The sequence below is a fragment of the Nocardia aurantia genome (genome assembly GCF_009604425.1).
Lineage (GTDB): Bacteria > Actinomycetota > Actinomycetes > Mycobacteriales > Mycobacteriaceae > Nocardia > Nocardia aurantia.
Map to the genome: position 1 here is coordinate 99,383 of NZ_WEGI01000015.1, position 19,721 is coordinate 119,103.

The following is a 19,721-nucleotide window of genomic DNA, read 5'->3' on the forward strand; positions in this document are numbered from 1 at the left end:
CGCTGTGCGGGTGCGCGGCCGGGCCGGGCCTGGTCGGGGGTGCCGGTGACGGTGCAGAGCGACGATATGGATCGTGTCTGGCTGGACGACGCCACCCGGGCACGTGCGAACGTGGTGCCCGTGGCCGGTGAGCCCGTCCGGGCGCCCGAACCGGCGGCCGTGCCGCTGCTCAACATCGCCAACATCCTCACCGTGCTGCGGATCGCGATCGTGCCGCTGTTCCTGGTGACCCTGTTCGCCGCCGGCGGGCACGCCCCGGTCTGGCGGATCGTCGCGACCGTGTTGTTCGGGGTGGCGGCGATCACCGATCGGATCGACGGGCAACTGGCCCGCAAATACGGTCTGGTGACCGATTTCGGCAAACTCGCCGACCCGATCGCCGACAAGGCGCTGATCGGCTCCGCGCTGATCGGCCTGTCCCTGCTCGACGATCTGTCGTGGTGGCTGACCATTGTCATTTGCGCGCGCGAGATCGGCATCACGCTGCTGCGCCTGGCCGTGGTGCGGCGCGGGGTGATCCCGGCCGGTCGTGGCGGGAAGTTGAAGACGCTGGTGCAGTCGCTGGCGATCGGCGTGCTGTTGCTGCCGCTGTCCGGCGCCTGGGCCACCGCCGGTCTGGTACTCATGCTGGTGGCGGTCGTGCTGACGGTCGTCACCGGCCTGGACTACATCGTGCAGGCGGTCCGGCTGTGGTCCACGCCGGTCGCCCGGCCGCGGTCCTGACCCGCGGAGCTCCCGTGTCGTCGCCAGGCGCCGGTCCCGGCCACCGATCGAGTGCGGCTCCCGCCGCCCCGCCGGGATCCGCCGTGCCCGAGGCCGGCACCGCGGGACCGGACCCGCTGACCGCTTCGGTGCCCGCCGCCGACCTGGTCCGGGCGCTGCGGACCGCCGGGCTGACCGTGGCGACCGCCGAATCGCTGACCGCGGGCCTACTCGCGGCCACGATCGCCGGGGTCCCGGGAGCCAGCAACGTCCTGCGCGGCGGTCTGATCGTGTACGCCACCGATCTGAAGCACACCCTCGCCGGTGTGACGCCACACACCCTCGCCACCGACGGCCCGGTCGCCCCGGCTACCGCCGAGCAACTGGCCGTCGGCGCCCGCAACGTCTGCGGCGCCGACTGGGGTGTGGGCCTGACCGGGGTGGCCGGACCCGATCCGCAGGACGGTCAGCCGGTCGGCACCGTCTATCTGGGATTCGCCGGTCCGGAGGGTACCGAGGTGATCCGGTTGAAACTGCCGGGCGACCGGTGGACCATCAGACTGGAAACGGTTCGTGCGGCTGTCACCGAGTTGATCCGCACGCTCGGTTCTCGTCCGCTCACCGATGTGTGAATCAGCACCGGGTGCGCGGGAACCAAGCGGGCGGCACATGACGTTGTCACAGCAGAAGCTCGATCCGGCGACAGGGAACGTGAGGAGAGCGACATGACGCTGCTGCGAGAGGCCATCGGGGATAGTTTGCGGCGCGCTCGGGTCGCCCAGAGCCGGACTCTGCGTGAGGTGTCGACCGCCGCGCGGGTCAGCCTCGGATACCTGTCGGAGGTGGAGCGCGGCCGCAAGGAGGCCTCCAGCGAACTGCTGGCCGCCATCTGCCAGGCGCTCGACGTGCCGCTGTCGGAGGTGTTGTCCGACGTCAGCGCCAGCATGGCCGGCGCCGACGCGGTAGCCCGGGAGGCGGCCGCCGTACCGGTGCCCGCCGCCGACGCGATGCCCGCCGATGCCGCCACCGCCGCCGTGGGACACCTGGCCGCCGACACCCGGATCGTCATTCCGGCCCCCAAGGCCGAGCGACTGGTCCTGGTGCAGGCCAAGTAACGACCAGCCGAATGCGACGTGATCGGTATCGACAAACCTGGGCGTGATCGCGGGAAGCGGTTAGATTTCTCTGTAAGCGTCGGTGACGGTCGGGTTTCTCCGCATCCGGCCCCGCGTGGTGGAGGATAGGGACATATACGGGTGCGTGATGGTCGCGCACTACAGTCGCGCGAGAACCGTGCGGCGCGTCAGATGGAGGCGGGATCAACCGATGGCTAATCCGTTCGTCAAGGCCTGGAAGTACCTGATGGCCCTCTTCGATTCGAAGATCGAGGAGCACGCGGATCCGAAGGTCCAGATTCAGCAGGCGATCGAGGAAGCCCAGCGTCAGCACCAGCTCCTGTCGCAGCAGGCGGCCTCGGTGATCGGCAACCAGCGGCAGCTGGAGATGAAGCTGAACCGGCAGCTCGACGAGGTCGAGAAGCTCAACGCCAACGCGCGGCAGGCCGTGCTGCTCGCCGACCAGGCCACCACCGCCGGCGACAGCGACAAGGCGATCCAGTACACCAACGCCGCCGAGGCGTTCGCCGCGCAGCTGGTCACCGCGGAGCAGTCCGTCGAGGACCTGAAGGTGCTGCACGATCAGTCGTTGCAGGCGGCCGCGCAGGCGAAGAAGGCCGTCGAGCAGAACGCGATGCTGTTGCAGCAGAAGGTCGCCGAGCGCACCAAGCTGCTGTCCCAGCTGGAGCAGGCGAAGATGCAGGAGCAGGTGTCGGCCTCGCTGCAGCGGATGGACTCCACCCTCTCCGCACCGGGCACCACCCCGAGCCTGGACGCGGTCCGCGAGAAGATCGAGCGGCGCTACGCCAACGCCCTCGGCGCCGCGGAGCTCGCGCAGAACACCGTGCAGGGCCGGATGATGGAGGTCCAGCAGGCCAGCGTGCAGATGGCCGGCCACTCCCGCCTGGAGCAGATCCGCGCCTCCATGCGCGGCGACCAGCTGCCCGCCGGCGGCACCGCCGCCCCGCAGGCCGTCCCGAATCCGGCTGCCGCACAGCTCGACAAGGGCCAGGCCGCTCAGCAGTAAGCGTTCGCTCGGAAGGACCATGTGATGGGGAGGCCGCCGGATCGAGGCACCCGCTCGCCCGCCCGCCCGGGCAGGTGGATGTTCGGCGCCGCGCCGCCTCCCGCCACTGTCGGTCCGAGCGCCGCCCGGCGCGGAAACCCGCCGTCCCCGGACCGTGCCGAATCGGAGCGCGCACCCGGTGCGCGCCGTGCCGAACCGGGGCGTGAACCATCCGTCGGCCGTGCCGAACCCGGGACGCGTCCGGACCGTGAGCGCACCGACTCCATCGATGGTGTCGTCCGTGCCGAGCACCGGAATCACCGTCCCGCCGGCCCGGCCGCGGTATCCGCGAGCCGTGAGGCCGTGGCGGACGGTCGCACCGCAGCCACCGCAGCGCAGGGGCCGCAGGACGACCCAGCCCGGCCGGGCGGCCGTGACGCACGCACCGCGACACGCCCGGCCGGATCCGGCAGGCGGGCGAATCAGTCCGGGGGACAAGCAGACTCGGCCGGCCGATGGCCACATGTCGGTGGCCGGGCCGATAATGCCGATATGGCTGGAGTGAGGGGCGCCCGTGCGGGGACCGCCGGGCACGGCGCGACCCGGGGGCGAGCGATCCCGGGTGTGGTCCGAGAGTTCTTGTCGCAGTCGGGGATCGAAATCGAGCGGGTCGAACGAGCCCGGCAGGCCTCCGATACGGTCCGCGAGGTCGGCGAACACGCACTGCACGCCGTCCGCAAATGGGCCGACCCGCGCGAGCGAGAACTTCGCCGTCGCCGCCGTTTCCGCCGCCGCACCCTGCGCCTGGGAGCCGCCTCCGGTATCACCGCCCTCGGCACCGCCGGACTGGTGATCCTGTCGGCCCCCGTGTGGGCCGTGGTCGTGGTCGCGGGCGGCGCCGCCGCCCTGGTCACCGGTGCCGCGGTGAGCACCCGCCGCTACCTGGCGTTGCAGCGAAACCCGTTGCCGCAGGCCGCTTTCGTCCCCACGAAGTTACCGCCGGTCCGCTCCGCCGCACGAGCGCCGATCTCCCGGCTGGTCCGGGCCGAACGAGCCCTGCACACCCTCGGCACCCAGATCGCCCGGCACGGACGGCTACCCGCCGACGACTTGGCAGACACCTTCGAGACCGCCGGTTCCGGCGCCGCCGCCCTGCACGCGCTGGCCGCCGACGTCACCGCCATGGAGCAGGCGCTCACCCTTGTCGGACAGCGACATTCGGTCCCGGAACTGAGCACGCGCGTGGATATCGTGGTGGCCCGGCTGGATTCCGGCGTGGACGAATACGAACTGCTGGTGGCCGCCGCCGGCCGAATCCTGGCGGCACCGCCCGATCCGGCGGTCCCCGACAACGTCGGCTGGGCCCTCACCGACCTCCGCGACGCCGCCGACCGCCTCGACGGCTGGGCTCAGGCCCTCGCCGAACTCGCCGACCGCAACCACCCGCCGGCCCGCTAGCGGGTACCGACTGCCCGTGCGGCCGAGGCGATCCGCCGGTTGCCACCGCATCCTGCGCTCCTCGTCCGCCGCTGACCGGGCCTGTGCCGCAAGCCCGTTCGCTTCGATCCCCGGGCCGAGTACCCACCACGGGGCGAGCGGCGGAACATGTTTGGATGCTGTCGTGACAGAAGAGTGTTTCCGGTTGATCGAACCCGTTGCCATGGACGAGGCGATGCCGGGCTGGGCGCCGTACTTCCACCAATTCGACACCGTCGTCGGCTATTCCGATCTGGGTCACATCTTCCTGGCCGGCCGGGACACCGGCGAGCACGGTGTACTGCACCCGTACCGGTCGGCGGCCAAGAGCTACGGAATCTTCGCCGACACCACCCGGTTCGTGAGTGAGGTCGTGCAAGATCCGGGGTTCGTCGCCTATGTCCTGCAACCGGATCACGTCGCCGCGATCCGGGATCTCCTGGGCCCGCTCGGCCCCGAGCAGGTGTACATCCCGCAGCCGTACCCGTTCCTCGGCGGCACCGAGGAACCGGATACCTACACGACCGGCGACGTATGGGTCTTCCTGGACCTGGTCGCACAGTTCCAGTCCTCGACCCAGAGCGAACCGGAGCGGTGACGACGCGCCTACGAGTGTCCGGTCGGAGGCCGACGTTCGGAGCCGGGCCGTGCCTTCCCCGGGCGGCACCGCTGCGCGAAACGACTTCTACCGGCTACGGTGGCTGGCCGCCACCACTATCCGCCACGCCTTCCTGGAACGCGAGCGGGCCTGCGGAGCAGCGTATTCGATTCGCCTCCGCGCCTCGGAGACATTGATCCGCAGCAGGTCGGTCAACAGCTCTGCCGTGTCGCGGTAGCCGGTGTCGGCGGCGAGACCACGGCGCTCGGCTTCGGCGATCGCCGCGACCATGGCCGCACCCAGCCGACGCCGACGGCGTTCCGTTTCGACCAGGGTGCGCAGCAGGTCGACATCGGCCAGTTCCGACCATCGCCGTGCGGGAGCATCCGGTGCCAGTGCAGTCGAAAGTGTGTTCACGCGACGCAGCCTACCCCATGATCGAACATATGTTCTATCAACTCGGCCGCTAGCGAGTCGAACTTCTCGGCAGGGTTGCTCGGTTTCGCTCCGAGCACATTGAGCCAGAAAGGAGCCCGTTTCGTGGCGAGATCACGATGGTTGAAGATCCCGGTCGAAGACAAGGTACGTGTGGTGTTGTCGGTGCTGGCCGGGGAGATGAGCGCTGTAGAAGGCCGCGCGCCGGCGCAGCGTGAGCACGGCACGGCTGCGCGAGGGCCCCCAACCGTATGGTCCGCGGCCGTCGCCGAAGGTCGATCGGTTCGAACCGATCGCGGCCAAGTATGCCGAGGAGTGGCCGGCATGGGGACACCACAAGATCGCCGCCTTGATGCGTGCCCACGGCTACGAGGTCTCCACCTCCACCCTGCAACAGCCCTGCGACGGCGCGGGCTATTGCTGCCACTGGGCTATCGGGCCGACCGCAAGTCATGGGCGGTACTGCGGCGCAGGGTGTTCCCCGATCCGCCGACCCAACGCAATCGAGTGTGGCAGACCGACTTCAGCGAATTCGAGACCAGCGGCGGCATCTGGCGGATCTGCGCGGTCCTTCCCGTCATCCACAGGTCTTGATCATTTGTCTGAGGTTATCGGTCGGTCTGTCTGCGATGCTCGACGGCTCCGTCGTGCCGGCTGAGGGCTCCGAGGACGTCACCAAGGGTGGCACTGGCAACGGCCAACGCATCCTTGAATCTGGATGGGTACATGGCGTGCAGGTGGTGGTATGTTTCGACAGCTTCCTCGGCGGCGGTGCGCGCGGTTGCCAGATCCTCGCCGATTTCGCTTCGCACCACCGCGTATGTGCAGAGAGCCTCGGCAAGATGGGGTTGATTCACGGTGGGGTCGGCTTTGGCCAATCGGCGCCAGATCGTGACGGCTTCCTCGAGTGTGGTGAGAGCCTCCTCATGCCGTTCCGCTACCAATAGCACGGGTCCGAGGTAGTTCAGCGATTTCGCGAGGTCACGTTCGTGAGCGGTGGGGTTGGTTGCGGCAAGTCGGCGTCGGATGGCGACGGCTTCCTCGGTCGGAGTCAATGCCTCGGCATACCGACCCGCATGTGCCAGCCGGATTCCGAGGTTGCTCAATAACAGGGCGAGTCCGGGTTCGGATGCGGAGCGGTCGGATGCGGTTAGCCGACGGTAGACGGTGACACCTTCCTCGGTGAGGGTCAGCGCCTGCTCATGGCGGCCCATTTGCGATAGCCGGGTTCCGAGGTTGTCCAGTGACCCGGCCAGGCCGGGGCCGTACGCGGCAGGGTTGGCCGTGGCCAGTCGGCGCTGGATCGCGACGGCTTCCTCGGTCACGGCGAGTGCCTCCTCCCACCGCCCGACCTCCGACAGCCGATTTCCCAGGTTGCTCAGGTATGTGGCGAGGTTGGGCTCGTGTGCGGCGGGGTTGGCCAAGGCCAGGAGGCGGTAGACAGGGTCGGCTTCCTCCGTCACGGTGACCGCCTCTTTCCACCGCCCGACCTGCGACAACCAGAGCGCGAGGTTGTTCAGTGACTTGGCGAGGACAGGTTCATACGCGGTGGGATTGATGGTGGTCAGTCGGCGCCAGATCGCGACGGCTTCCTCGGTTGTGATGAGTGCATCCGTGCGGCGTCCCACCTCCGAGAGCCTGATTCCGAGGTTGTTCAGTGAATCGGCGAGGTCGGGTTCGTGCGCGGCAGGGTTGATGGTGACTAGTCGGCGCCGGATCGCGACGGCTTCCTCGGTCGGGGCGAGTGCCTCCTCCCACCGCCCGACCTCCGACAACCGATTTCCCAGGTTGCTCAGCAATGTGGCGAGGTTGGGCTCGTGTGCGGCAGGGTTGGCCAAGGCCAGGAGACGGTAGACGGCGACGGCTTCCTCCGCCACTGCCGCCGCCTGCTCCCGCCGCCCGACCTCTGAGAGCCCGATTCCGAAATTGTTCAGCGCCAGGGCCAGGCCGGCTTCGTGTGTAGCCGGGTCGGCGGTGGCCAGGAGACGGTAGATGGCGACGGCTTTTTCCGCCACTGTCAGCGCCTCGTCGCGCCGTCCCGCGTCCGACAGCCGATTACCCAGGTTGTCCAACACTCTCGCGAGGCCAGGGGCGTGTTCGGCCGGGGCGGCCGCGGCCAGGCGACGGTAGATGGCGACGGCTTCCTCCGCCACTGTCAGCGCCTCGTCGCGCTGCCCCACCGCCGACAGTTCGACCCCGAGGTTGTTCAGTGACTGCGCAAAGTGGAGTTCGTGTGCGGGGTCGGTTGCGGCCAGTCGGCGCTGGATCGAGATGGCTTCCTTCATCGCGGCGACGGCTTCCCTGTGCCGACCCGCGCTGGCCAGTCGACTGGCGTGGCGCCTGTGGATTCGTGCATGTTCAGCGGGATCGTCGCTGTCGGCGAGGCGGTTCGGGAGCAGTCTGGTGCTGACCGAGGCGGCCGCGACATCCAGCTCTGTGTGCGGGCCGACAGGTAACGCGTTGTCCACCGCAGTCAGAACGGTGTCGAGGCCGGGGAGGGTGGCCAGGCGCAGCAAGGCCGCACTCCCAGCTGTGACCGCGAGGTCCGGGCGGGCTCGCAGCAGCGGCGTGAGTACAGCCGTGGTGAGGTGGGCAGCCCGATGCGCGGCCTCGACGAGCACGATCACCGCACGGCGCGTATACCCTGCTCCGGGAGCGGGCGCCTCAGCTGTCGTGAGCAGGCGTTCGGGAAGGCCGGCCGCCCACGGATCACCAGCGGCAGCATCGGCGGGATCGGGGATGATGCGGGCGAGGAAGTCCTCGGCCAGCCGGTCCGGCATCACCGGCTGCAACGCTGTCCCCGACAACAACGATGGATAACACAACCGGTGGTCATCCGCCATCCGGCCGCACTCACCGGCGGACAACCCAGCTCGGGTGAGGATCTCGGCAGCCTGTTCGTAGGCGACTGCACCGGTCAGCGCGGCCACCGTCACCACCCGCCCCATCACCCGCGGGTCAGTGGCGATGCGATGGTTGTCGAACATGCTCGCCCAATGATCGATCTCGCGGTCCAGCAAATACCCCGACAACCCGTCGATCGTGGCCGGGAGGCTGGTCCGGCGGGCGGCGGCATCCACCGCGACGAGCGCGGTCATCTGCACGGTCAACGTCAATTCATAGACCGGATCATCGAGCGACCCGACCGGCTGCAACCGAGATGGATCCGGGACCGCGAGCAGCGCAGCGAACCGGTCCCGCGCGGCGTCGAACAAGCTCCGGCGATCCGCAGTCGCCGGTGTCCGCAGGGCCTGCTCGTCGACACTGAACCCGAGCTTGGTCAGCGGGTTGGCCAGAGACGACCACCACAAGCCCGCCGGACGCGCGATCAACACCACCCGTACCGGCATCACCTCACCGCAATCCTGCGCCGGCTGGCCGCACGCGAAATCGCGCAGCAGCGTTTCCAGGTCTTCGCGAGGCCAACGTTCGGCGTAGTCGACCAGCAACAGCAACCCGCCCGCCCCGACTGGATCAGCGGCTGATGCGCGGGCGGGCTCGCTATGGTGGTGGGCGATCGCGACCGCCCATCCCGCGGCCTGGCTGTCGGCAGCGAACTGCATCACCAGCCGGGTCTTACCCATCCCACCCGGACCGTGGATCAGCCGCACCGCCCGCGCCACCACCGGAGTGTCCCGCCACGTGATGAGGTCATGCTGTTCCTGTACGCGCCCGACATACGGGACCACCTGAAATTGTGCGCCCAGCAACGCACTCACACCCACCTCGCCGACCGGCAACGGTGGAGGCGAGGCCAAAGGCTCGGTCCAGAACCGGGCCGCCCGGGTCTGCATGGCGACGAAGTAGTTGGTTTGGACGGCGTGATCACCGATATTGGCGATATTCGCCCCAGGTGCAGACACCACTGACCCCGCCGATGGCTGATCGTGGATCCTGCGCCGCCACCATGCCTTCACCGCGACCGACCTCCCCACCCCGCAGTATTCGATGACCCGATCAGGGGCACCACCACTGAACCAACCCGCGACCGGCCGGGCAAGAGACCACCGAACAATAACCAGCGGTCTTGTACGCCCCACTGGGCGGCCACGGGCTGAGCGCGTGAGGTGAGCGCGATCTCGGTGGGCTGCGGAGTGTGCATCCGACGCATCTGAGGTGCCCGAGACCGGTCAGTGCCGGGAGGCCGAGCAGGTCTGACTGCCAGTGTCCCGCCATCAGGGGACCGGTCACCAATGTATCGGCTGTCCCACAGCCGCAGCCCGTAACGATCCCGAACGAACGGTAATCGGCATGAGCGGATACACTGCAGCGCTATAGGATTCGCCCGATATGCGGCTACTTTCAGGATGTGCAGGCGCACTCGCGGGAGGGTATCTATCCCGGCTCGACAGTCTAGAGTCGAGTAGCTGTCCCCAATACGTGTGACATCCTGGCTCGCCGACGACCCGGTCGGCGCTGATCGACACCGACCGATCACGGGCCGCGGCGACCGAACCGATCTCGCACGATCGGTCAGCACGTGCAGCTTCGGGCCGGGCTTGCCCCGATCCGTCAGCTTCGGGCCGGTCAGGCCGCTCCTCTCAGGCATCGCCAATATGAGTCTGCTCGACTCGTGAACACCCTCGCGAAGCGCGCCTGAAACAAACTGGTCATGCCTAATCTATTGCGCGGAATTTCCTGCGGTTCTTCGCGTTTCGCTCACCCGAGATGCTTCCGTAAGATAAAATTAGCGCCGTCGAAGGGGGGGCCTGTTTGCGCCTAAATCGCATGCATGGCGCAGTCTTGTGCGCGAAGGCGGAGGTTTGCTGTCGAGCGACGGTGTGTTGCCCAGCTACTTGGTCCACAACGCTTCTGCGTCGTAACACCCGAGGATCACCGATGGGGCGCGTGAGATCTATCGCTGCCGATGATCGAAGCGCGCGCGGGAACCCGACAGTGAGAAGACAGTCCGTGGTGGTCACTGTCGATGTCGAAAATTCGAATCGGAAGAGAGAATACGCGCTCGATGGCTGCACACCGGACGGCGCAACACGCAATTCATGGGTATCAAAAGGGAGTCGGTCGTGTTCGATTACTTCACGAAGAGAGCGCTTGTTCTGCTGTCGGTATTGGCGACCCCTGTCGCGGTAGCAGGTCCGGCGGAAGCGGTGCCGATCAACACCGTCCACTGCGGGCGACATTACGACAATATGGATTGGCAAGGTCCGATCGATGCCGACAACACCTTTCTCGATGCGATCTTCATCACCATCAATGTCGGCGGCGACGATATCCGATCGGACACCGGGGTGTCCGCAGAAATAACCTTCAGGAAAGTGTTCAACCAAACTCCGATAACAACGACCGCCGTCGTGACCTCCGGTCCACATCCGAACGACTCCAACTTCTTCGGAAAGATTCCAATGGGGTCGCGCGCGGACGACTTGAACTCGCTGATCAGCCCTTCCGGCATCGACAAGATCGAGATTTTCTCCACATCGTCGGGTTCGACCGACCCTTTCAGCACTTCAGACAACTGGAACATGGACTCGATCTCTGTGCAGTACGCACAGATCAACGACCCCAGTGCGCTGAAGCCCCTTTTCTGGGGTTCGGGACAACCTTGGCTGCATCGATTCAAAAAGTATTGCGATAACGAATCTGGCGAGGGCGGGCCTCGCTGGGCAGCAATCAGCCCACGAGTGGGACAGCGATGAACAATCCGGCCGAGTAAGTCCACGCCGTTGGCCGCGTCTCCGGACCGTGTACGACATCTACCGGCAATGTACAAAAGCCGGTAGATGGCAACGCATCCACGACGCGTTGCGCACCGGGCACGCCGACGCGCCGGACGCGGCCCACGGCCGCGGTGATCGATTCCGAGACCGTGCGTGACGTCGACACCCTCGCCGCCGCCACGAGACGATACGACGCGGGCACGCACCAGCGTCGGCGTCTGATCGTCGCGCCCGCTGGGGGTGATCCGCGCGTGCAGATCGCCGGTAGGTCGCGACATGAGTAAGAAAGGGGGGTTCACATACATGGAGTGTGGAAGCGTCGGCTGTTCTTGGTGAGACGTCCGAAGTATCGAGTGCCTCTCAGCGCGAGGAGTAGACATATGGATAACTCGAGTCGTCGGCTGCGCGAGAGCGCGGACTATGTGCGCAAATTACAGGCCGACCACCTGTACGCGACAGGCCCGACGAGCATCGCAGGATCGAGCATGCGGCTGTGCACGATGAGGTGTCAGTGGTGACCTGCCCGTGCAGCAGCCCCCCGGTCGGCGGTGATGGCAGAGCGTGGCGCGTTTCCCGAACGTCCGGTAAGCGGCTACTTACCGCGCAGCCGCAGTTCATCCCGCCGACTGTGGCATAACCGTGTGATCAGCGAGATCCTGCGAAGATCTTGACTCGAGCAGCCCAGCGGGTCCGATGCGGCATTGCAGCGCGTCCTGAAGGGTGAGAACGGCGCGCGCGACCCGGCTGCTGCTCGATGAGTGTCTCGGCGAACGAATTCGATCTTGTGATCGGCGGGACGGCCGAGAAGACCTCCGACCCGGCTACGGTCGGGTGTATCGCGGCGGTCTGGGCCGAGTGCGGCCGGCCGTGCGAGGTGGACGAATCCAGAGCAGGGGCTTACGGCTCCAATTGCCTTGTCGCGCAGCCATTCCCGTACATTATCCGGCACTATTCGTCGCGAAAGTTTATGTCGGACGAGCTGTAACGCGGTTGCCGCGGCCGCGTATACGCATCGTAGGAAAGTGTCATGTGATGGTCGACCGGATAGGCTGGCGAAACCGTGATCAGGATCCGGCGTCTGGCTCTGGCCGGCCTCGTGGCGACGAGTGTGACCGCGTGCGGCATATCGGGCTCGGATTCCTCGGATTCGCAGCGGACGACATCGGCTCCGACGACTCACACGGCGTGCAACGCCAGCGCGGCAACCGGTTCCGTCTTCGCCGCCGAAGAGCGCCCCGACAGGCCGTTCGCGATTCAGCTTCCGCAACTGGCGGGTTGGCAGGTGTCACCGGCGGAAGGTGACGAATTTAAGTTGCGTCGCGCCGATCAGCACGCGGGACGGAAGAGCGTCGCGACCGTCACCCTCCGCACGGATCGTCCACTCCCCGCCAACACCTCGATCGCGATCGGGCTCAGTTCGGGCGGACACGAATGGCGGCTGTTGCGATCCGAGACCGTGGACATGTGTGGTCGCTCCGCCACCCGGGTCACCGGAATCTTGCGCGGTGCCGATATCGATGGAGTCGATCGCTACCACGAGTTGCTCAGCTCCGATTACATTGCGGGCGGGATGCTGTACCCGATCCGAATGGCGGTCGAGATCACGGCCACTGATCGGGCCGCGTACCAGCCCGACATCGACACCTTCGTCGACGGACTACAGATCGTGCCGAAACCTGCGGCCGGTTGAGCAGAATTGGGTCCGGTCAGCACGTTCCGTCGTAGGCCGCTCGGGCGGCGACGACCGAATCACGGTGGCGCACAGCCCAGCCCTTCAGGGTTTGCAGGGTTTCGTGCAGTTCCACCGCCATCTCCGTGAGGGTGTATTCCACACGCGGTGGGACGGTCGGGTACACGGTGCGGGTCAGCAGGCCGTCGCGTTCCAGTTGCCGCAGCTTCAGGGTGAGCATGCGGCGGCTGATCCCGGTCAGCGCGCGTTCCAGTTCCGCGAACCGGACCGGGCGTTGCGCGGCCGCCGCGATGATGCCGATGCTCCATTTGCCGGACACGTGGTCGAGGACCTCCGAGACCGGGCACGCCTGTCCTGCCAGGACCGCTACATCGATGTGACTGGGTGACACGAAAGTGCCTTCTTCCGTTGCGGGGACGCCGATATCACCATGATTGCGACCGATCATCACCGCCGCACCGGAGGACGCGCATGACCACTTCGATCGATCGGCTCGCCGACCGCCTCGCGATCGTCGACACCGTCGTCGCCTATGCCACCGCCGTGGACGCGCGCGACTGGGAATCGTTCGCGGGCCTGTTCACCGCCGACGCGGTGTGGGAATACCGGGCCGGGGGAGAGCGGCGGATCGGACCGGAGGACATCGTGGCCCGGGTACGCGGTGTCGAGAAGTTCGATGCCACACAGCATTACGTCACCAACCACGTGATCCGCATGGACGGGGACGAGGCCACCCACACGTGTTACTACGAAGCCCGGCACCTGCGTGGCGGCAGGCAGTTCGTCGCCGGTGGTCGCTACGAGGATCGGTTGCGCCGCACAGGTGCTGGGCCGTCGCACGGCGAGAATGAGCCGCGCCGCAGCACTTCCGGGTGGCTCATCGCGGAACGCGTGCTGGTGAACGTCTGGTCGGAGGGCGACCCGTCGATCCTGTCGGAGGCGGACTCCTCGCCGGCCCGGGAGTGACCGGCCCACAGGGTGTTCGGAGTCGTCGTGGTTCAGCCGGTCGATCGTCACCGGCAGGTACGCGGTCTGCCCGGCGTGCCGGCGCCACCCGGGCGTGTGCTCTGATCGAGTCATGAACGAGAGCAACGACATTTCCCGGGTCGTCAGCGCGACCCGGGTGATCGCCGCCCCGGCGGCTCGTATCTTCGAACTCGTCGCCGACCCGGCCCGGCAGCCCGGCTGGGACGGCAACGACAACCTGTCCCACGCCGCCGACGGTCAGCGGGTGCGGGCCGAGGACGCGGTCTTCGAGATGACTCTCACCAACGGCCAGGTGCGCCGGAATCACGTGACCGAATTCGAGGAGGGCCGCCGGATCGCTTGGCGCCCTTCGGAACCGGGGAAGCAGCCGCCGGGCCACCTGTGGCGCTGGGAACTCGACCCGCAGGACGCCGGACGCACCCGCGTGACCCACACCTACGACTGGACCGACCTGACCGACGAGAACCGGTTCGCCAAGGCCCGCGCCACCACCGCCGAGCGGCTGCGAGCCTCCCTGGATCGCCTCGCCGCTCTCGCCGAACAGGACTGAGCGCCGGGGTGATTCGCCCGGATCCGGCGCCGCCGCCGGGATACGCTCGCACGTAGCCGGGCCGCCGGTGTCCGCCCGTGGAGAGAGAGTGTGTTCGTGAGCGTCATCCCTGCCCTGGTCGAGGCCCTGTCCACCGGCCGCCTCGAGGTCCTCGACCTCACCGCCCCGTTGAGCCCCGACACCCCGGTGCTGCACCTGCCGGAGCCGTTCGCCAACACGATCCCGCTGTCGCTCGAGAAGGTCAGCGATTTCGACGACGCCGGGCCGTTCTGGAGCTGGAACAACATCCACACCGGTGAGCACACCGGCACCCACCTGGACGCGCCGGTGCACTGGGCCTCCGGGCGCGACGGGCACAGCGTGGACCGGATCCCGCCCGCGCGGCTGCTCGGCCCGGCGGTGGTCGCGGACTTCACCGCACAGGCCGCGGCCGACGCCGACTTCCTGCTGGAGCCGGAACATCTAGACGGGTGGGTCGCCGAGCACGGCCCGTTGCCGGCGGGCTGCTGGCTGCTGTTCCGCACCGGCTGGGGCAGCCGTTCGGCCGATCCGATCGCCTTCGCCAACGCGGACGGGAACGGCCCGCACACCCCCGGCGTCTCCGCGGCCGGGGCGCGGTGGCTGGCCGCCTCGCCGATCACCGGCTTCGGCGTGGAGACCGTCGGCATCGATGCGGGACAGGCCGGCGGCCTGGAACCGCCGTTCCCGGTGCACCACCACCTGCTGGGCGCGGACAAGTACGGCCTGACCCAGTTGCAGAACCTGGATCGGCTGCCGGTGACCGGCGCGGTGCTGGTGGTCGCTCCGCTGCCGATCGTGGGTGGCACCGGCAGTCCCGCGCGGGTGTACGCGCTCGTCGAGCAGGGGTGAGGCGGATCAGGGTTCTCCCTGATTTCGCTGTGCGAAGACCCCGAATTCGCCCCGCGACCGGTGCTTTTCCGGTGCGCGCATGCCACTGTGGAGTGGTCGGGTCGTCCGAAAGGCGATCTGCGGAACCTTCGGGAGGAAGTGTCATGTTCTGGAAGATCCTCGGCATCGTCGCACTGGTGTGGGTGGCGATGATCGTGATCGGCGCGCTGGTCAAGGCGCTGTTCCCGATCCTCATGATCAGCGCGATCGTGTTCGGCCTGTACCTGCTGTACAAGGCGGTCTCGGGCTCGAACAAGGCGCCCGTCGACAAGCTCTGAGCGAACGATCTGCCCCGGACCCGCCTCGGGCCGGGTCCGGGCGGCCCGTTCGCGTCAGTGCCGGGCGGCGACCCCTGCCAGGGTCGCGCGCCAGGTTTCCAGCGGCGCGACCGCGAGCCCGACCACCTTGCCCGCGTCGTCGGCGCGGCGGAGCGCGAGGGCCGCCGCGAACTCCGGATCGGCCTCGAAGGCGGCTCGCTCCGCCGGATCCATCGCCCCACCCTGGGCGATCAGCGTCCGCCGGCTGGCGGGGGAGAGGTCGTGGCCGGGATCGGCGGCGGCCAGGTACCGCTTTGCCGGGATGTGCAGTTCGACCAGCCGCGCGACCCGGTCGCCCAGCAGCGCCCGCACCGCGTCGGCACCGTGCCGGCCGTGCCCGGCGTCGTCACCGGGGACCAGTTTGTGCCCGATATCGTGGACCAGGCCCGCGACCTGCAATTCCGCGTCGCCCGGATGGTCTCGCCGCAGCAGTTGCGCGCACTGCCGGTCGTGATCGAGCAGATCGACCGGGTCGCCGCTGCGATCGGGCATGTCCCAGGCATCGGCGCAGTCGGCCAGCAACTCCAGTAACTCGGCCACGGAACGCGGCGGCACGACGATCGGCACGCCCGCAGCCTAGCCGGGACGGTGATTCGTGACGTCCCGCCCGCGCCGGATCCGGGGACGAGTATCAATGACGGTATGCGACATCCCGCCCGCCCGATCATGAATGCGCTGACCTTCCAGCCGCAGCGGCGGATCACGCTGACCCCCGCGCGCTACGGCCTGCCGCACGAGGATCTGACCCTCACCACCGGCGACGGCGCGCGCCTGCACGCCTGGTTCGTCCGCGCGACCACCGACGAGCCGATCGGCCACATCCTCTACGCCCACGGCAACGGCGGCAACATCGGTGACCGTTCCCCGATCCTGGCCCTGCTGTCCGCCGTCGGTTTCGACGTGCTGACCTTCGACTACCGCGGTTACGGCCGCAGCAGCGGCCGCCCCGGCGAGCACGGTCTGTACCGCGACGCGCGCGCGGCCCGCGCGACCCTGCTCGCCTATCCGCACGTGGACCCGGAACGTGTTCTGTACCTGGGCAAGTCGCTCGGCGGCGCGGTGACCGTCGAACTCGCCACCGAATTCCCGCCCGCCGCGATGATTCTCATGTCGACGTTCACGACCCTGCGCGACGCGGCCCGGTCGATCTACCCCTTCCTGCCGAAATCGTTGATTCCCAACGCTTTCCCGAGCCTCCAGCGGATCCGCGACATCCGCGTGCCGACCCTGGTGATGCACGGCGACGCCGACGAACTCCTGCCGGTCCGGATGGGCCGGGCCCTGTACGAGGCCGCCCCGGGCCCCAAACAGTGGCGCTGCTACCCCGGCGGCCACCACAACGACCTCGTCCTGGATCCGGTCTGGGCCCCGACAGTGGCGGCGTGGGCCCGCGCCGCCCTGGACTCCGCGGGGAGCGAGTAATCCGCCGCAGTCCGGGTAGCACGTGATCGTGACGTACCCGCGTCACGCTGTGCAGGATCGATCGAAGGAGGTTCGACATGGCCGATCCGAAGAACCCTGGTCAGTTCGGCAATCGGAGCGATACCGCGGAGCAGGCCCGTCGCGGTGGCCGAGCGAGCACGGGCAGTTTCGGCGGGCCCAATTCCGCCGATCCCCGCGAGGCGGGCCGTAAGGGCGCCGCCGCTCAGCCGACCGAGGCGAAGGCACGTGGCGGGCAGCACAGTCACAGCGGTCGCTGAGCAGGCGGTCGCGCACACCGCGCCGAGGGTGCGGTGATTCCGAAGGGCCGGGCGGAATTCCGCCCGGCCCTTCGGCTTTCGTACCGCTGGTCAGCCGGCCGTCCCGGACCGGTCGGACAGGCCCAGGCGGAGATGTTCGCTGTGGTAGACGGCCTCGTCCAGCAATTGCGCGACATGGTTGTCGTAGAGGCTGTAGACGATGGATCGGCCGGTGCGGGTGCCCACGACCAGTCCGAGATTGCGCAGCAGGCGCAGTTGATGCGACACCGCCGACTGCTCCATGCCGATCGCGTCGGCGAGTGCGCTGACCGGGAGCGGGCCGTGCCGTAGTTCGGTCAGGATCAGCAACCGGCTCGGCGTCGCCAGCGCCTGCAGTGTGGTGGCCACATGGGCGGCGGCGTCGGCGTCCAGCCGCGCGGCGGGGCGATCGCGGCCCTGCATCCCGTGTCCCATGACCGCTGATCGTACTCCCGCCGAAATCACATGAAGACGTGTTCATATCTTCTGATATCGTGGCGCCGGTCCGAAGCTCATCGCCGAATGTGGAGGTGATCCGTGGTCGCTCCGGCCGCAGCACCCACTCGACCCGCCCCCGCCCCCCGCCGGATCCGGCCCGGGCGCGCGAGCTTGTTCCGTCTCACCGAAATGCGCTGGGCCGCAGCGGCGCTCGGGCTTTTCCTGCTGGGGGCGACGGCGCAGGTGACCGGCGCGCCGGCCTGGCTGTCCTGGACCGCCTACCTGGCGTGTTACGCGGCCGGTGGCTGGTCGCCCGCGCTGGCCGGTCTGCGCGCGCTGCGGGAGCGGACCCTGGACGTGGACCTGCTCATGGTGGTGGCCGCGGCCGGTGCGGCCGCGATCGGGCAGATCACCGACGGCGCGCTGCTGATCGTCATCTTCGCCACCTCCGGCGCGCTGGAGGCCCTGGCCACCGCTCGCACCGAGGACTCGGTGCGCGGCCTGCTCGACCTCGCCCCCGACACGGCCACCCGCGTCACCGCCGACGGCGGCGAACGGACCGTCCGGGCAGCCGATCTGGCGGTCGGTGACGTGCTGCTGGTGCGGCCGGGTGAGCGAATTCCGGCCGACGCCACCGTGATCGGCGGTGGGAGCGAGGTCGATCAGGCCACCGTCACCGGCGAACCGCTGCCGGTCGACAAGACCACCGGCGACGAGGTCTTCGCCGGTACGCTCAACGGCACCGGGGCACTGCGCATCCGGGTCGATCGCCACGCCGCCGAGTCGGTGGTGGCGCGCATCGCCGCCCTGGTCGAGGAGGCCGGCCGGACCAAGGCCAGGACCGCGCTGTTCATCGAGAAGATCGAACAGCGGTATTCGCTCGGCATGGTCGCGGTCACCGTCGCGGTGTTCGTGATCCCGCTGCTCGCAGGCGATTCCGTGGATCGCGCGCTGTTGCGCGCGATGACCTTCATGATCGTCGCCTCGCCCTGCGCGGTCGTGCTGGCGACCATGCCGCCGCTGCTGGCCGCGATCGCCAACGCCGGCCGCCACGGTGTGCTCGCCAAATCCGCGGTCGTGATGGAACGACTCGGCGGCATCACCCGGATCGCCTTCGACAAGACCGGCACCCTGACCCGCGGCGTCCCCGAACTTGCCGAAATACACACCCTCACAGAAGAATTCGGTGAGTCAGAGCTGCTGGGCCTGGCCGCGGCCGCCGAACATCCCAGCGAACATCCGCTGGCCGCCGCGATCGTCCGGGCCGCCCGCGACCGCGGTGCGATTCCGCTCGGGGCAACGGAATTCACCGCGCATCCCGGGCGCGGCGTCTCCGCTCGCGTCCGGGGCCGATCCATCGGGGTCGGCGCACCGGCGGCGCTGCTGCCGGAACAGGACGCGTCCCCGGCCGCCGCGACGGTCGAGACCATGCAGGCCCGCGGCTACACCGCCGTGGTCGTCACCTGCGACGATCGGCCGATCGGCGTGCTGGCCCTCACCGACCTGCTCCGCCCGGAGGCCGAGGCCGCCGTCTCCGCGGTGCGAAGGGTCACCGGCGCCGCGCCGGTCCTGCTCACCGGCGACAACCGGCCCGCCGCGGACCGGCTCGCCGCTCGGGTGGGCATCACCGAGGTACACGCCGGACTGCTCCCCGCCGAAAAGGTCGACGCCGTAAGGAGATTGCAGGCAACCGGCGCCCGGGTCGCCGTCGTCGGCGACGGCATCAACGACGCCCCGGCCCTCGCCACCGCCGACCTCGGAATCGCCATGGGCGGTGCGGGTTCCGATCTGGCCCTGCGCGCCGCCGACGTCGTCGTCGTGCGTGACGACCTCACCACCATCGCCACCGTCGTGGCCCTCTCCCGCCGGGCCGGGCGGGTGATCGTGGCGAACCTCGCCATCGCCGCCGGCTTCATCACCGTCCTGGTGGCCTGGGACCTTCTCGGCACGCTGCCCCTCCCGCTCGGCGTCGCCGGACACGAGGGATCCACCGTCCTCGTCGGTCTCAACGGCCTGCGGCTGCTGCGCGCCGCCGCCTGGCGCCGCGCCGCGGCGACGGTATGACTGCGGGTACCGGCTGTCGACGTCGCGAATGTCGCGGC

20 protein-coding genes are annotated in these 19,721 nt (G+C 68.5%); 15 read left to right on the forward strand and 5 right to left on the reverse strand.

Annotation, left to right across the window (positions count from 1 at the left end; translation table 11 throughout):
* Positions 1-66: 66 nt before the first annotated feature.
* From pgsA to NRB56_RS31910, 6 genes are all read left to right on the forward strand, one after another.
* Entirely contained in the window at positions 67-723 is a 657-nt protein-coding gene (pgsA, locus tag NRB56_RS31885) for a CDP-diacylglycerol--glycerol-3-phosphate 3-phosphatidyltransferase (RefSeq protein WP_153348190.1), read from the forward strand.
* 83 nt (positions 724-806) lie between these two features.
* A complete protein-coding gene (locus tag NRB56_RS31890) occupies positions 807-1,334 on the forward strand; it encodes a CinA family protein (protein ID WP_406603554.1) in 528 nt (175 codons plus the stop codon).
* Positions 1,335-1,427: 93 nt separating this feature from the next.
* Positions 1,428-1,817, forward strand: a complete 390-nt coding sequence (locus NRB56_RS31895; protein WP_153348059.1) for a helix-turn-helix domain-containing protein — start codon at positions 1,428-1,430, stop codon at positions 1,815-1,817.
* Positions 1,818-2,028: 211 nt separating this feature from the next.
* Positions 2,029-2,844, forward strand: a complete 816-nt coding sequence (locus NRB56_RS31900) for a PspA/IM30 family protein (protein WP_153348060.1) — start codon at positions 2,029-2,031, stop codon at positions 2,842-2,844.
* A gap of 531 nt (positions 2,845-3,375) precedes the next feature.
* Positions 3,376-4,281 (forward strand): phage shock envelope stress response protein PspM, encoded by a 906-nt coding sequence (gene pspM, locus NRB56_RS31905; RefSeq protein WP_227838499.1) that lies wholly within the window; start codon positions 3,376-3,378, stop codon positions 4,279-4,281.
* A 184-nt stretch (positions 4,282-4,465) separates the two neighbouring features.
* Positions 4,466-4,897, forward strand: a complete 432-nt coding sequence (locus tag NRB56_RS31910; RefSeq protein ID WP_153348061.1) for a T6SS immunity protein Tdi1 domain-containing protein — start codon at positions 4,466-4,468, stop codon at positions 4,895-4,897.
* A gap of 87 nt (positions 4,898-4,984) precedes the next feature.
* On the opposite strand, the gene NRB56_RS31915 is transcribed toward NRB56_RS31910, so the two are convergent.
* Together NRB56_RS31915 and NRB56_RS40300 are read right to left on the reverse strand one after the other, a co-directional pair.
* Positions 4,985-5,314, reverse strand: a complete 330-nt coding sequence (locus NRB56_RS31915; protein WP_319943834.1) for a DUF222 domain-containing protein — start codon at positions 5,312-5,314, stop codon at positions 4,985-4,987.
* 626 nt (positions 5,315-5,940) lie between these two features.
* Positions 5,941-9,249, reverse strand: coding sequence for a tetratricopeptide repeat protein (locus tag NRB56_RS40300; protein ID WP_153348063.1), 3,309 nt, complete (start codon positions 9,247-9,249; stop codon positions 5,941-5,943).
* Between the two features lie 1,107 nt (positions 9,250-10,356).
* Here NRB56_RS40300 and NRB56_RS31925 point away from each other — a divergent pair.
* The gene (locus NRB56_RS31925; protein ID WP_153348064.1) at positions 10,357-10,989 is read left to right on the forward strand and encodes a hypothetical protein; all 633 of its coding nucleotides are present in this window, start codon (positions 10,357-10,359) and stop codon (positions 10,987-10,989) included.
* 1,303 nt (positions 10,990-12,292) lie between these two features.
* Positions 12,293-12,700, forward strand: coding sequence for a hypothetical protein (locus NRB56_RS31930; RefSeq protein ID WP_153348065.1), 408 nt, complete (start codon positions 12,293-12,295; stop codon positions 12,698-12,700).
* Between the two features lie 16 nt (positions 12,701-12,716).
* Here NRB56_RS31930 and NRB56_RS31935 read toward each other — a convergent pair whose 3' ends face one another.
* Positions 12,717-13,091 carry a winged helix-turn-helix transcriptional regulator gene (locus NRB56_RS31935; protein WP_319943835.1) on the reverse strand — a complete coding sequence of 125 codons (375 nt, stop codon included), beginning with the start codon at positions 13,089-13,091 and terminating at the stop codon, positions 12,717-12,719.
* An 80-nt stretch (positions 13,092-13,171) separates the two neighbouring features.
* Here NRB56_RS31935 and NRB56_RS31940 point away from each other — a divergent pair, with 80 nt between their 5' ends.
* From NRB56_RS31940 to NRB56_RS38510, 4 genes are all read left to right on the forward strand, one after another.
* Entirely contained in the window at positions 13,172-13,666 is a 495-nt protein-coding gene (locus NRB56_RS31940; protein WP_153348066.1) for a nuclear transport factor 2 family protein, read from the forward strand.
* A 112-nt stretch (positions 13,667-13,778) separates the two neighbouring features.
* Entirely contained in the window at positions 13,779-14,237 is a 459-nt protein-coding gene (locus tag NRB56_RS31945; protein WP_153348067.1) for an SRPBCC family protein, read from the forward strand.
* Between the two features lie 96 nt (positions 14,238-14,333).
* Positions 14,334-15,107, forward strand: a complete 774-nt coding sequence (locus tag NRB56_RS31950) for a cyclase family protein (RefSeq protein WP_319943836.1) — start codon at positions 14,334-14,336, stop codon at positions 15,105-15,107.
* Positions 15,108-15,250: 143 nt separating this feature from the next.
* Positions 15,251-15,424 (forward strand): hypothetical protein, encoded by a 174-nt coding sequence (locus NRB56_RS38510; protein ID WP_194291065.1) that lies wholly within the window; start codon positions 15,251-15,253, stop codon positions 15,422-15,424.
* A 54-nt stretch (positions 15,425-15,478) separates the two neighbouring features.
* Here NRB56_RS38510 and NRB56_RS31955 read toward each other — a convergent pair whose 3' ends face one another.
* Complete coding sequence (locus NRB56_RS31955) at positions 15,479-16,030, reverse strand: HD domain-containing protein (protein WP_319943837.1); 552 nt, start codon at positions 16,028-16,030, stop codon at positions 15,479-15,481.
* A 75-nt stretch (positions 16,031-16,105) separates the two neighbouring features.
* Between NRB56_RS31955 and NRB56_RS31960 the strand changes: the two genes are divergently transcribed.
* Complete coding sequence (locus NRB56_RS31960) at positions 16,106-16,885, forward strand: alpha/beta hydrolase (protein ID WP_153348068.1); 780 nt, start codon at positions 16,106-16,108, stop codon at positions 16,883-16,885.
* A gap of 77 nt (positions 16,886-16,962) precedes the next feature.
* Positions 16,963-17,163, forward strand: coding sequence for a hypothetical protein (locus NRB56_RS31965; protein ID WP_153348069.1), 201 nt, complete (start codon positions 16,963-16,965; stop codon positions 17,161-17,163).
* A gap of 90 nt (positions 17,164-17,253) precedes the next feature.
* Here the strand turns inward: NRB56_RS31965 and NRB56_RS31970 are convergent, their stop codons facing one another.
* Entirely contained in the window at positions 17,254-17,616 is a 363-nt protein-coding gene (locus NRB56_RS31970; protein WP_153348070.1) for an ArsR/SmtB family transcription factor, read from the reverse strand.
* A gap of 192 nt (positions 17,617-17,808) precedes the next feature.
* Between NRB56_RS31970 and NRB56_RS31975 the strand changes: the two genes are divergently transcribed.
* A complete protein-coding gene (locus NRB56_RS31975; protein ID WP_153348071.1) occupies positions 17,809-19,683 on the forward strand; it encodes a heavy metal translocating P-type ATPase in 1,875 nt (624 codons plus the stop codon).
* The last annotated feature ends 38 nt before the right edge of the window (positions 19,684-19,721 follow it).